Genomic DNA, 13,447 nt, shown 5'->3' with positions numbered 1-13,447 from the left:
CGCCAACCACGCCGACAAAACGAATGTCAGCCACACCGGATTGCACAAAGCGTGCAGTCTCTGCATAATTAACTTCTCTGCACGAAGAAGGTTAGTTATGTATTTCCCCGCCGCCGGTGTTCCCGAGTCCGAACTGGGACTGCGCGAACGTAAGCGCTTGGCCACCGAACGCACAATCGAACGCGCGGCCCTCGATCTCGCCCAGGAACACGGGTATGAGGGCGTCACCGTGGAGATGATCTGCGAGTCCGCCATGGTCTCCCCGCGCACGTTTTTCAACTACTTCGGATCGAAGGAGGGCGTGTTCCTCGGACACACCCCGCCCCGCCCGACCCCCGAGATGATCGACTGGTTTGTCAACGAGCGGCCCAGCACCACGCTGCTCGACCTGGTTGAGCTGTTCCGCCGAATGATGAGCACCCGCAACCGTACCGACCCCGCGGCGATGCGCGAGCGCCGGGCACTCATCCACTCCACCCCGGACCTCGCGGTGCGTGAATTCGCGCGGATGGCCGAGGCCGAAACCGAACTCACCGCCCTGCTGCAGCGGCGGCGCGACGCCGTCGGCGCCGAGGGTTCCGACGTCTTCCCCGATGAGCCCCGCGTGGTGGTGCTGCTCGCCTTCGCGATCATGCATCCGGCCATGCACCGCTGGCTCGAAGACCCCGACGGGGCACCCCAGGAAGAGCTCATCGCAGACTCGCTCCAGATGATCCGACGGATCATCGACGAGCCCACACACTCCTAATTCCCCCACTCACACACGGATCAGAAACACACCTCATGTCTATTCCCTCAGCGGCTGCCACCCCCACCAGGCGCAGCATTCTTCTCGTATTTGCGGGGCTCATGGTCACCATGCTGCTCTCCTCGCTTGACCAGACCATCTTCTCCACCGCGCTGCCCACCATCGTGGGCGAGCTCGATGGTGTGGACCACATGCTCTGGGTCACCACCGCCTACATCCTGGCGTCCACCATCATGCTGCCGGTCTACGGCAAGCTCGGCGACCTGATCGGCCGTAAGGGCCTGTTCATCGGCGCGATCGCGCTGTTCATCGTCGGTTCCATCGTCGGTGGTCTCGCCCCCGATATGACCTGGCTGATCACCGGTCGCGCGATCCAGGGCCTCGGTGGTGGTGGTCTGATGATCCTCTCCCAGGCGATCATCGCCGACGTGGTCCCCGCCCGCGAGCGTGGCCGTTACATGGGAATCATGGGTGGTGTGTTCGCGCTGAGTTCGGTGGCCGGACCGCTGCTGGGTGGCTGGTTCACCGAGAGCATCGGCTGGCGTTGGGCCTTCTGGATGAACATTCCGCTGGGTATCCTGGCGATCGCCTCGGCCGTCGCATTCCTGCGTCTGCCCAAGCACACCGGTGCCCGTCCGAAGCTCGACGTGGCCGGCATGCTGTTTATCGCCCTGGCCTCGACCTGCCTCGTGCTGGTCACCACCTGGGGTGGCACCACCTATGACTGGAACTCCCCGGTCATCATCAGCCTGATCATCGGTGCCATCGTCACCGCCGTCGCCTTCGTGATGGTCGAGCGCCGCGCCGCCGAGCCGATCATGCCGCTGCACCTGTTCCGCGACCGTAACTTCAACCTCTCCACCGGAGCGGGTCTGATCATCGGTATCGCCATGTTTGGTGCGATGGCCTACCTGCCGACCTATCTGCAGATGGTCACCGGTGCCGACGCCACCCAGGCCGGCTTCCTGATGATCCCGATGATGGCCGCGCTGCTGATCTCCTCGATCGGTTCGGGTCAGATCGTCAGCCGCACCGGCAAGTACAAGATGTTCCCGATCATCGGTACCGCACTGGTTGCGCTCTCGCTGGTCCTGCTGTCCACGATGACCGCCGGCATGCAGGTGTGGATCATCTGCGCCTACCTGGCCATCATGGGTCTGGGCCTCGGCCTGAACATGCAGATCCTGGTGCTGATCGTGCAGAACTCGTTCCCGCTGGCCCAGGTGGGTACCGCGACCGCCGCGAACAACTACTTCCGTCAGATCGGTGCCTCGATCGGTTCCGCCGTCGTGGGTAGCCTCTTCGTGGCCCGCCTGCGCGACCTATTCGCCGAGCGGATGCCTCAGCAGCCCGGCGGCGGGAGCGCCGGCGGCGACAGCAACTCGCTGACCCCGGCCGTGGTCAAGGCCCTCCCCAAGGAGGTGCGCGACATCATCATCGGCGCCTACAACGACGCACTGACCCCGGTGTTCCTGTACATGGTTCCGCTGGTTATCCTCGGCATCGTGCTGCTGCTCTTCATCAAGGAGAAGCCGCTGGCCACCTCGCTTGAGCGTGCCAAGCAGGGCCCGGACTCCGCCCCCGCCACCGGTTCCATCTCGGTGGACTCGGTCACCGTGGCCGCCGGTTCCGTGGTGGGTGCCGACACCGGTTCGATCCCCGTGATCGCCCCGGACAAGCCCACCGGCCCCGGCCCGCAGGGCGCGCAGCGCTAACCCGCCCGCACCATAAAACCCCGGGCCGATCGGTGAACGATCGGCCCGGGGTTTTTGATGCGGCTGGGCGCTCAGCTTCCGCCTCTTCCGTTCGTCTCAATATTCAGTTAAATAAACGTTTCCGCCGCGTTCGGAACATGCCTATTATCTGAACATGGAGAAAGTAAGTGAACGCGCGGAGACAGATATCGTCGTGGACGCCATAGCGCAGCTCCGCAAACGTCTGCCCGGAGAGTGGCTCCTCACTAAGACGGCTGCACCCCTCACCGTTTCCCGCAAGGATTCGGCGTTCACCCTGCGCTCCCCCGATGGGGTCGAGGCTCCAATCTCGGTATACGCAAAGCGGCTCATTGAGGTGCGAGATGTTCCCCGAATCAGGGATCAGTTCGACCTGCTACGGGCAAAACAACCAACATCAATTGGTCTGGTCGCGGCCAGATATCTCGCAAAATCCACTCGGGAGCGACTCACCGAGGCCGAGTTGTCCTACGTTGATGCCACCGGGAACCTTTTTTTACGCGCAGATTCGCCCGCGGTTTTTCTCTCCGACCGAGGCGCTGATAGCGATCCCTGGCGTGGACCAGGCCGACCAAGGGGCACACTTTCGGGTGGCCCCGCGGCCATGGTCGTCCGGACCCTACTCGATGCTCCCGGTCCCTGGAAAATCAGCGAACTAGTGCGGGCCTCGGCAACCTCGACGGGTTCCGTATATCGAGTCATCGAATTTATGGAAGCCGAAGCGCTGGTACGTCGACAAGACGGGTTCATTGCGGTTCCCGACTGGCCCGCACTCCTGCGCCGATGGAGCGAGGACTACCAGTTCCTGCGCACCAATACGATCACCCGGTGGATCGCACCGCGCGGAATCGAGGCGTTTCTCGACCGGGTTCGCCAGACCGAGGGCCCGAACTTTGCGGTCACCGGCTCGGTTGCCGCGGCCACCTGGGCGCCCTACGCTCCCGTGCGCGCCGCCATGTTGTACACCACAGACATAGATGCCTCGGCCGCCGCGTGGGGGCTGCGCCCGACCGATACCGGTGCCAACGTCATCCTGGCCCGTCCGGCTTACGGGGTATCTCTCAGCCAAACGATCGAACGCCCTGATGGGCTGAGGGTTGTGGCCCCAACTCAGGTGGCCGCCGACCTGATGTCCGGGCCCGGACGGGCGCCCGCGGAGGCCGAAGCTCTCGTGGAATGGATGACGGCGAATGAAGGGATCTGGCGACTCCGGAGTTGACCTCCTCGTGCGCGCCCGCTCGGTGCTTCTCGATGCGCTCGATGCGCTGTGGGATCACCGCGACGCCATCATCGTGATCGGCGCGCAGGCCGTGTACCTGCGCACGGGAGGAATCGACGTGGCACTCGCCGAGGCCACAAAAGACAGCGACGTCGCGGTGGATCCTCGGCGCCTTGCCTCGGATCCTCTCCTGGAAGCCGCCATGAGAACGGCGGGGTTCTTGCCTTCGGCAACCGCCCAGCCCGGCTCATGGGTGAACGCCGAGGGTATTCCCGTCGATCTGATGGTGCCCGAGGAACTGGCGGGACCGGGTTCGCGCGGCGCTCGTATCCCTCCCCACGATGTGCGGGCGACCCGACGCGCACGCGGTCTCGAAGCGGCGCTCGTAGATTGTGACGAAATGGAGGTGCCGGCCCTCGACCCTCATGATTCTCGAGTTCGGAGGGTCAGGGTCGCCGGTGCGGCCGCCCTGCTGGTGGCGAAGCTTCACAAGATCGGCGAGCGCGTGGCCACCCCCGGTCGACTCAACGATAAGGATGCGCACGATGCCTACCGCGTACTCCGAGCCGTGGAGACCGGGGAACTCAGCGCCGTGTTTACTCGACTTCTCGCCGATGAACTCAGCAACACGGCAACTCGGGAGGCGCTGGTGTACCTGGCGGAACTCTTTGCCTCGGGTCCCGCTGCCCCCGGGTCCCTGATGGCAGGCAGGGCCGAGGAGGTGGTGGGAGAGCCCGCACAGGTTTCTGCCGCGGTGGCGATTCTCTCCGGGGATTTGCTGACAGCCCTCGCCCCGCCCGGACCATAAAACCCCGGGCCGATCGGTGAACGATCGGCCCGGGGTTTTTGTGTGTGACTAGGCGCGCGGGGGCAGTGCGCGGATGACCTCAAGCTGACCGGTCAGGGTGACCTGGCCGAGGCCGTGCGGGACCAGGACGGTCATGCCGCGGCGCAGATCCAGCGCGCCGGCGGCGCTTTCCAGCGAGCCGGTGCCGTCCACGATCACCAGGATCGCGAACGAGGCTTCAAGCTCTCGGGAACCGGCCACGGTGAAGCGTTCGGCCCCGAAGAACTCGTCGGCCACCGCCGGGAACAGCGAGCTTCCGCCGCCGGCCAGCGCGCGGGTGCTCTTGAGTACCGCGAGCTGTTCGGGGTCCCACGCGCGACGATCCAGACCGCCGATGGCCGTGTCGAGGTCCAGCCCGAGCAGGGCATCCGCCGGGCCGAGGCCCCGGAAGCCCTGATATTCGAGCAGGATCGACAGGTCGCTGGGCTGCTGCAACTCCACCAGGGTGATGCCCGCGCTGATGCCGTGGGCAAGGCCCGCGGGAACCAGCAGGGTGTCGCCCACGGCGAGCGGAATGCGGTTCATCGCGCCGAGCATGCTCTCCACGTCCTGAGCCTGTGCCCAGTGCGCGGCCTCGGCCTCGGATACCTCGCGGTTGAACCCGAGGTGCGCGTGACCCTCCACACCGTCGGCCACACCGATGATCGCCCACGCCTCGGTCTTGCCCAGCGGCGTGTGCAGCTGGGTCTGGGCGAAGGCGTTGTCCGGGTGATAGTGGACAAACAGTCGCTCGGCGGTATCCAGCAGCTTGACCAGCAGCATCGTGCGCGCGCCGAAGCGGCGCACGTGCTCCTCGCCAAGGAACCCGATCGGGTCCGCGATGACGGCGTCACGCAGCAGCGAACCGTCATCGAGCCGCGAGAGTCCGATCCCGCCGCCCGCGTGAACCTCGGTGACCGAGGCTACGAAGTCTTCGGGGGTGAACTCGCTCGCCGCGGCCTCCGTCCCGCGGAAAGCGGCGATGCCGGCCCCTCCGCGGTACGGACGCTCATCGGGCTGATGCGCGCCAAACACGATGGGTGAGTACACCCGGGGCGCAACAAGTACCTGTGACATCTCGGGTCGCCTAGTTGAAGCGAACGATGGCGTAGGCGTTGAACACCGGCAGGGTCACAGAGGCGACTCCGTCGGTGACGGTGACCGGGAGGGTCACCGGCTCGGCACCGGGCTCGAAGAACACGGCCGAGGTGAAGGACTCCTCGGTGCGCAGACCCACGGTGAAGTCCGGGCGGGAGACGATCAGATCGCTCTCATCCACGTAGTCGAAGTTCACCAGGTGCAGCGCGGTTCCCCCGTCGGCGAGCACGTGCACGCTCGCGGCGGCCTTCTCGCCCAGGTCTCCGAGGACCTCCTGCGGGGTTTCGGCGGCGATCTTCTCGAAGCCGTCCACGATCACGGTTCCGGCGTGCTCCAGCACCTCGGCGGCGATCTCGGGAGCCAGCTCGGTGGCATAGGCGCCGTTGACAACCACGCGGCCACCGCCGTTAAGGAAGTTCACCAGCAGCGCGTGCTGACCGGCGGAGATGTTCCATGCGTCGGGTACCACCACGGTCGAGTAGGTGGCGAGCTGGGCGTCGGTCACATCGGTGGCACGCAGCTCCTCATCCGGCAGCACGATGGTGTCAAAGACCCGGGCGCTGCGGCTCAGGTGCTCAACCGTCTGCCAGTAGGAGGCGGGGCGGGCGTCGCGGGCCTTGACCGGCTCGAACCAGCGACCGTCGTCGCTGAACTGGTCGGAGTCGATGGTGTCGCGGGCGATCGAGGCCACCGAGTAGATGACCGCGGTCTGATGCTTAGACACGTTCGAGGTGACCTCGTCGATCGAGACCAGGAACTGGCCCACCTCCACCGCGAGCTCCTTGGGTACCCAGTAGGAGTCCTTGACCTCGGTGCCGAGCCAGGAGCCATAGGGCAGCGACATGTTGGCACCCATCGCGCTGGCCTCGTAGATCGAGAGGCGGAAGAGGTCCCGGCCCTTGCCCAGCTGAATCTGACGCAGCAGGTCCTCGGTCACGCCGCCGTAGGGGTTTTCGACCGCGACGAGCGGCTTGCCTCGGCTGAGGCCCACACCGTGACGGTAGTACCAGGGCTGCTGGTAGCGGGTTTCGCGCATCTCGGTGACCAGCACGTCCACGTGGTCCACCATCGCGTCATAGTAGGGGGCGCAGTCGTAGAAGTTTCCGGCCACGCGCACGGTCTTGCCCACCTCGGCGGCGTATTCCTTGACGTAGCTGGCCATCTCGCGGAAGGTCTTGGCGATCTCGAACTGCTGGAAACGGCTGTAGTGCTCGTACAGCGGCAGCGCCTGCGGCGCGGTTCCGGCCTTGAAGCCCTGGGCCAGCAGCCATTCGCGGTAGTCGAAGGTGTCCAGGTCGACCCCGGCGAGTTCCTCGGGGGTCTCGGGGAGGGTCTTGATGTAGGCGCGCAGGCCCTTGACGCAGTCCTTGCAGAAGCAGCCGCCGTAGCGCAGCGCGAGCAGCGGCACGTCGGTCTCGTCCAGCTGAATTCCGGGGGCACCGGCGTCGATCTGGATGCGGATGACCGCCTTCAGGTATTCGCGCCAGACCGGGTTGTTTCGATCGGCGAGGTAGCAGACCTGCTTCTTATCGTCGATCTCGACCCAGTGGGCGCGCAGCGGGTTGCCCTCGAGGTCGCGGGAGACGACCTCTTCCCAGAGGTCCACCACCTGCTCACCGTCGGAGTTCACCAGTCCCTCGGGGAAGTAGTGGCGGAAGGGCTTCCAGGAGGAGGGACCGGTGTCGGTGGAGAACTCACGCAGACCGATGGTCGACTCGGGCGCAACACCGCGCACCTTATTCTGAGCGAGGACCTCTCCGTCCACGATCTCGGCCGGGAACTCCCAGGCCTGAGCCTCAAAAATAATGCCGAACAGGTCGATATTGCGATCCTTGGCATGGGCCACAAATTCGGAGTCGTTCACATACCCGTGCTGACGGAACCGCGCGGGGATGTGCCCGAAGGCCTCCTCCTCGAGGTAGGGCAGGCTGATCGAGCCACCACCGAGGCCGGCCCACACGAGCATCGTGCCACCCATCTCGGCAATGTCATCGACCATGGTGAGCCGCCGCGGGGGCATGCTCGGGTGTGTGCAGTACTCGTTCGGATACCATCCGTCGAAGTAAATACCGCGTTCCATAATCAGGCTCTTTCTCCCACGTCAGCGGGGGCTATCAATTTCTTGGGGGAGCACCCGCCCGCCGGCCCGGCTATGCCGGTGCGGACGAGTGCAACGGCCGTGCGCTGCGACGCAGCACCATCTCGGTTTTGACCGTTTGCGGTTGCACCTTCTCGCCGTCGGCGGCGAGAACCATGCGGGTTGCGGACTGCCCCATCTGCCAGGCGGGCTGTGCCACCACGGTGATCGGGGGTTCCACAAGATTGGCCCAGGGGACATCGTCAAACATCACCAGGGAAATGTCGTCGGGGACGCTCAGTCCGCGATCACGGATCGCGGTGAGGGCGGCCTCGCCGAGCACGTTGTTGGTGGCGACCAGGGCGGTGGGCGGCACCGGGTTTTCCAGCAGGCGCAGGGCGCTGGCATAGGCGGTGTCGCGGGTGAACCGGGTGCGAACCACCAGGTCTTCCTTGACCGCTACGCCCACATCGAGGTGTGCCTGACGGTATCCGGCCTCGCGCTGACCACCACTGGTCAGCTCCGAGGGTCCACCGAGGTAGCCAATCCGGCTGTGCCCGAGGGCCAGCAGGTATTCGGTCAGCCGGCGGGCACCGGCCTCGTTATCCACGACGATCGAGGGGATGTCCAGATCCGGTAGTTCCCGGTCGGCAAAGACGATGTTGATGCCGAGGTCGCGGGCGCTGCGCCAGGAGTCCAGGTTGTGCCCGGTGGGGAACGCGATGATGCCATCCACCCGCTGTTCCACCAGCAGGTCGATATATTCGCGTTCGGTTTCGGGTTCCTCGCCGCTCGCGCAGAGGATCACGTGCCGACCCTGCTCCTTGGCGGTGGCCAGCACCCCCTGCGCGAATTCGCCGTAGAAGTTGTTGGAGATGTCGGTCACGATCAGGCCGATGTTGTTGGTGGTGCGCCGCTTCAGGTCCCGGCCGAGCGCGCTCGGTCGGAAGTTCAGTTCGCGGGCTGCCGCCTCGATCTTTTCGCGGGTGGCCGGGGCCACGCTGCCGACGTTGGAGAACACTCGGGATACGGTGCCCAGGCCCACGCCCGCCGCCAAAGCGACATCACGCATTGTGGTCTGCTTGCCACCGTTTTCCCGGCGTCCGCCGGTTGTATTACTCATTACTCTGCCCTCTTCCAAGAACCCTGGCCACGCGAAAACGCGGCAGGAATCAGCGGCCCGCTCGCGGGGATGCGAAGCGGGCGTGGTTCCTGGATACCAGATGCTTCCCGGGTACGAGCCAGAGGCGGCACCGGTGCGTCACCGATCGATACGATCATGAGCCCTGGCCTCCTCTCCGAGATCTGAGCTGGAATTGTTGGATACGTTTCCAATCAGGAGCCTAAGCCCGGTTTGTTTTGATTGTCAATTCCGAGTTTCCTGAGAATTTCCGCGTATTCGCGGGGATTATGTGAATTTCAATTCGGAGTTGACAGAAAAAATATTGTGAGTGACACTGGAACCGATTCCATTTCACCTAGATCTCGGGTGGCTTCCCCGGCCGCCTCGATTGGCCGCATAGTCGCGGCCGGAAGGGTTCCCCTCATGAACTCGTCACTCCCCACCGAAATGCGAGCGAGCGTGCTGCACGCCGCCAAAGATGTGCGCCTGGAAACCCGTGCCCTGCCCGCGGTGGAGGCCGGTCAGGTCCTCGTTAAAATCGCCGCCGTGGGCGTCTGCGGATCCGATGTCCACTACTTCCACGAGGGCCGCATCGGCTCCTTCATCGTGGATGCCCCGATGATCCTCGGCCACGAATCGGCCGGAACCATCGTCGCCGTGGGCGCGGGCGTTGCCGCCGACCGCATCGGCGAGCGCGTCTCGATCGAACCCCAGCGTGCCTGCCGTCGCTGCGAGCAGTGCAAGCGCGGCCGCTACAACCTGTGTCCGGACATGGAGTTCTACGCGACCCCGCCGATTGACGGCGCCTTCGCCGAGTACGCCGTAATCGAGGCCGACTACGCGTTCGCGATCCCCGACACCATGAGCTTCGAGGCCGCCGCGCTGTGCGAGCCCCTTTCGGTGGGCATCTGGTCCAACCAGAAGGCGGGTGTGGGACCGGGATCCTCGGTCCTGATCGCCGGGGCGGGCCCGATCGGCATCATCATCGCCCAGGTGGCCCGTGCCTTCGGCGCGACCTCGATTATCGTGAGCGACCCGGTGGCCGAGCGCCGCGAGGTGGCACTGCGGTTCGGGGCGACCGAGGTTATCGACCCGATCGACCAGGACATTGCGAGCCTGAACCTCGGCGTGGATGCCTTCATCGACGCTTCGGGGGCCGAGCCCGCGATCCGCGCCGGAATCTTCGCCGTCGCCCCCGCCGGATCGGTGGTCCTGGTCGGGATGGGCGCGGATGATCAGCGCCTGCCGGTCTCGCGGATCCAGAACCTGGAACTCAACGTCACCGGCGTCTTCCGCTATGCGAACACCTGGCCGCTGGCCATCGAGCTGGCCTCGACCGGCGCGGTGGACCTCGACGATCTGGTCACCTCCCGCTTCGACCTCGACGGCGTCACCGAGGCGCTGGCAGCCGCAACCCACCCCGAGACCCTCAAGGTCATCGTGGCCCCGGGGGCCGGCACCCGATGAGCACCCTGGTTGCCGGGGTCGACTCATCCACCCAGAGCTGCAAGGTCGTGATTCGCGACCTGGAAACCGGCGCGCTGATCCGTTCCGGGCGCGCGGATCACCCCGCGGGCACCGAGGTCGATCCGACCCACTGGTGGGACGCACTGCGCCGGGCGGTTGCCGCGGCCGGTGGACTCACCGACGTGGCCGCACTCTCGGTGGGCGGACAGCAGCACGGGCTGGTTGCCCTGGACGCCGAGGGTCGCGTGATTCGCGATGCCCTGCTCTGGAACGACACCCGCAGCGCCCAGGCAGCCCTGGATCTGATTGCGGAGATCGGGGCCGAGTCCTACGCCGAGCGCACCGGGATCCTTCCGGTCGCCTCGATCACCGCGACCAAGCTGCGCTGGCTCCGCGATCACGAGCCCGAAAACGCCGCCCGCGTTGCCGCGGTGGCGCTCCCCCACGACTGGCTGACCTGGCGTCTGGCCGGATTCGGGCCCGAGGGCGAGAGTCCGCTGGGACCCGATCTGGCGGCGCTGCGGACCGACCGATCCGATGCCAGCGGCACCGGCTACTGGTCGGCCACCACCGAGGACTACGACCGGGACCTGCTGATCACCGCGCTCGGCCACGACGCGATCCTGCCGGTTGTGCTGGGCCCGGGCGAATCCGCGGGCAGCACCGCGGCACTCGCCGACGGGATCCCCGCGGGGATTGTGCTCGGACCCGGTGCGGGCGACAACGCGGCCGCGGCCCTGGGCCTCGGCCTGGAGACCGGAGACGTGGCCGTTTCGCTGGGCACCAGCGGAACCGTCTTCGCCCAGACCACGGCCGGAACCGCCGATGCCACCGGCATCGTGGCGGGCTTTGCCGATGCGACCGGCGGGCACCTCCCCCTGGTGTGCACCCTGAACGCCGCCCGGGTACTGGACGTCACGGCCGGCCTGCTCGGCGTGGATCATGCCGAGCTCTCGCGCCTGGCGCTGGCGGCCCCCGCCGGAGCCGACGGGCTCACCCTGGTTCCCTATTTTGAGGGCGAGCGCACCCCCAACCACCCGGATGCTACCGCGACCCTCTCGGGAATGACGCTGGGCTCCACGACCCGTGAGGGCCTCGCCCGTGCGGCGGTCGAGGGCATGCTCGGTGCCCTGGCCGATGGCTTTGACGCTCTGGTCCGGCGCTCGGGGATCACCCCGACCCGGGTCCTGCTGATCGGTGGTGCCGCGCAGAGCGAGGCCGTGCAGCGGATTGCCGCATCGATCTTCTCCGTCCCGGTGTTGATCCCCGAGCCCGGCGAGTACGTGGCCGCCGGTGCCACCGTACAGGCGGCCTGGGCCCTCACCGGCTCGCGCCCCGCCTGGCCCGCCGCCCCCGCCGTTCGGGTGGATGGCGAGGCCCTTCCAGAATTGCGCACGCAGTATGCGCGTGCCGCACGGCGTTACACCGACGAGAAGGAGGAGTAGCCCCCACAACGCCTGTTCCATCACGTTCCATCAATCGACTGGAAAAATTGCGCCAATATTGCGCTAATGCCCGAGAAATTTGCAGGTAATGAGCGCATTCTAGGTTTGACAGAATGCCATCAATCGGATTAGTCTTTCGATTGGAAACGTATCCAACTTTTTGTTCCACAGCTCGACACACAATGAGGTGACCGACGATTGTCGGACCGCTCCCCCACCACAAGTGGCCGGTCCCACACTCCGAGCAACCCTCACGGTGCCAGCCCGAAACCGACCGACTGAGTCGTCGTCTCGATCCCGGGCAAGCGAACCCCCTTCGCTCCCCGCCGGTGCAACGTTGCACCGTACCGGCACACCCCCTTCCTTTTCCCCCAAGGAGATTCTCGTGAAGAATTCCGCCCCCACCCGTACCTCGCCTCGAAAGCGCGCAGTGCTGCGCGCCTCGGTGCTCGGCCTCGTCGCCGCGCTCAGCGTCGGCCTGGCAGCCTGCAGCACCGGGCCCTCCAGCTCCTCCGGGCTCAGCGCCTGGAGCACCACGGCCGACCGCCCCTACGTCGAGCCCTCGATCAAGGACTGGAACTCCGCTCACCCGGACGACCAGATCAAGGACAACTACTTCGGCACCAACGACTTCAAGGACAAGATCCGCACCGCGGTCTCCTCCGACCAGGCTCCGACCCTCGTCTATAACTGGGGTGGCGGCACGCTGAAGTCCTACGTCAAGGCCGGACTCGTGCGCGACCTGACCTCGGACCTCTCGGGCAAGACCGACTGGACCCAGAAGATCGTTCCCTCCGTTGCCCAGGCCGGCGTCGTGGACAGCAAGACCTACGCGGTGCCGATGAGCGCAACCGCGCCGGTGGTCCTGTACTTCAACAAGGACGTCCTGAAGAAGGCGGGCGTCGAAGCCCCGCAGACCTGGGATGAACTGATCGCCTCGATCCCCAAGTTCAAGGCGGCCGGTGTGGCCCCGATCTCCCTCGGTGGCGGCAGCAAGTGGCCGTACCTGATGTGGATCGAATACCTGGTTGACCGCATCGGCGGCCCCGAGGTCTTCCAGAACATCGTGGACAACAAGCCCGATGCCTGGTCCGACCCCGCCGTGATCAAGGCCGGCGAGATGATCCGTCAGCTCGTGGACGCCGGTGGATTCGCCGACGGCTACGCCTCGGTCTCCGCCGACACCAACGCCGACCTGGCGCTCATGGTCACCGGCCGCGCCGGCATGCTGCTGCAGGGTTCCTGGGCCTACTCGGGTATCAAGGACATCGACCCCAAGTTCGAGTCCGACGGCAAGCTCGGCTACGCCGCCTTCCCCGCGGTGGATGGCGGCAAGGGCGACCCCAAGTCGCTCGCCGGTAACCCCTCGGTGTACTGGTCGATCTCGGCCAAGGCCACCGATGCCCAGGCCAAGAAGGCCCTGGACTACATCACCTCGGACGTGTGGAACGACAGCTACGTCAAGACCATGACCGACGCCGGGAACATCCCCCCGCTGACCGATGCCGCCACCAAGGTTAAGGGCGACTTCGCCACCACCCTGAGCGACATGGTCTCCGAGGCGCCGAGCTTCCAGCAGTCCTGGGACCTCGCACTCTCCCCGGCAGCCTCGGCGGCACTGTGGACCCAGCTGGACCTGCTCTTTGGCGGCACCAGCACCCCGAAGCAGTTCTCCGACAACATGAACAAGACCCTCGGCAAGTAGTAGAAC

General features: G+C 65.9%; 10 protein-coding genes. 7 read left to right on the top strand and 3 right to left on the bottom strand.

Translation table 11 applies throughout. The features are described 5' to 3' along the window. Nucleotides 1–97: 97 nt before the first annotated feature. The 4 genes from IE92_RS17275 to IE92_RS0107400 all read left to right on the top strand — a co-directional run bounded on the left by IE92_RS17275 (nt 98) and on the right by IE92_RS0107400 (nt 4,508). Entirely contained in the window at nt 98–748 is a 651-nt protein-coding gene (locus IE92_RS17275; protein ID WP_051701709.1) for a TetR/AcrR family transcriptional regulator, read from the top strand. Nucleotides 749–783: 35 nt separating this feature from the next. Further along, on the top strand, nt 784–2,463 hold the full coding sequence (locus IE92_RS0107410) for an MDR family MFS transporter (protein WP_081863960.1): 1,680 nt from the start codon (nt 784–786) through the stop codon (nt 2,461–2,463). A 154-nt stretch (nt 2,464–2,617) separates the two neighbouring features. Then, complete coding sequence (locus tag IE92_RS17800; RefSeq protein ID WP_030147867.1) at nt 2,618–3,700, top strand: hypothetical protein; 1,083 nt, start codon at nt 2,618–2,620, stop codon at nt 3,698–3,700. Next, on the top strand, nt 3,672–4,508 hold the full coding sequence (locus tag IE92_RS0107400; RefSeq protein WP_030147866.1) for a hypothetical protein: 837 nt from the start codon (nt 3,672–3,674) through the stop codon (nt 4,506–4,508). The genes IE92_RS17800 and IE92_RS0107400 overlap by 29 nt, the downstream gene beginning before the upstream one ends. Before the next feature lie 48 nt (nt 4,509–4,556). Here the strand turns inward: IE92_RS0107400 and IE92_RS0107395 are convergent, their stop codons facing one another. The 3 genes from IE92_RS0107395 to IE92_RS0107385 form a co-directional block, all read right to left on the bottom strand. Then, on the bottom strand, nt 4,557–5,603 hold the full coding sequence (locus tag IE92_RS0107395; protein WP_043321607.1) for a class I mannose-6-phosphate isomerase: 1,047 nt from the start codon (nt 5,601–5,603) through the stop codon (nt 4,557–4,559). Between the two features lie 10 nt (nt 5,604–5,613). Then, nucleotides 5,614–7,704 carry a hypothetical protein gene (locus tag IE92_RS0107390; RefSeq protein WP_051701710.1) on the bottom strand — a complete coding sequence of 697 codons (2,091 nt, stop codon included), beginning with the start codon at nt 7,702–7,704 and terminating at the stop codon, nt 5,614–5,616. Nucleotides 7,705–7,774: 70 nt separating this feature from the next. Beyond that, a complete protein-coding gene (locus IE92_RS0107385) occupies nt 7,775–8,824 on the bottom strand; it encodes a LacI family DNA-binding transcriptional regulator (protein ID WP_030147863.1) in 1,050 nt (349 codons plus the stop codon). Nucleotides 8,825–9,247: 423 nt separating this feature from the next. Between IE92_RS0107385 and IE92_RS0107380 the strand changes: the two genes are divergently transcribed. From IE92_RS0107380 to IE92_RS0107370, 3 genes are all read left to right on the top strand, one after another. Beyond that, on the top strand, nt 9,248–10,291 hold the full coding sequence (locus IE92_RS0107380; protein ID WP_030147862.1) for an NAD(P)-dependent alcohol dehydrogenase: 1,044 nt from the start codon (nt 9,248–9,250) through the stop codon (nt 10,289–10,291). Beyond that, nucleotides 10,288–11,736 carry a xylulokinase gene (gene xylB, locus IE92_RS0107375; protein WP_030147861.1) on the top strand — a complete coding sequence of 483 codons (1,449 nt, stop codon included), beginning with the start codon at nt 10,288–10,290 and terminating at the stop codon, nt 11,734–11,736. The genes IE92_RS0107380 and xylB overlap by 4 nt, the downstream gene beginning before the upstream one ends. Nucleotides 11,737–12,121: 385 nt before the next feature. Then, entirely contained in the window at nt 12,122–13,441 is a 1,320-nt protein-coding gene (locus IE92_RS0107370; RefSeq protein WP_245601237.1) for an ABC transporter substrate-binding protein, read from the top strand. Nucleotides 13,442–13,447: the final 6 nt, after the last annotated feature.

The sequence above is a fragment of the Mycetocola saprophilus genome (assembly GCF_000718085.1).
GTDB classification, from domain to species: Bacteria; Actinomycetota; Actinomycetes; order Actinomycetales; family Microbacteriaceae; genus Mycetocola; species Mycetocola saprophilus.
This window is presented reverse-complemented; position numbering and strand designations above follow the sequence as displayed.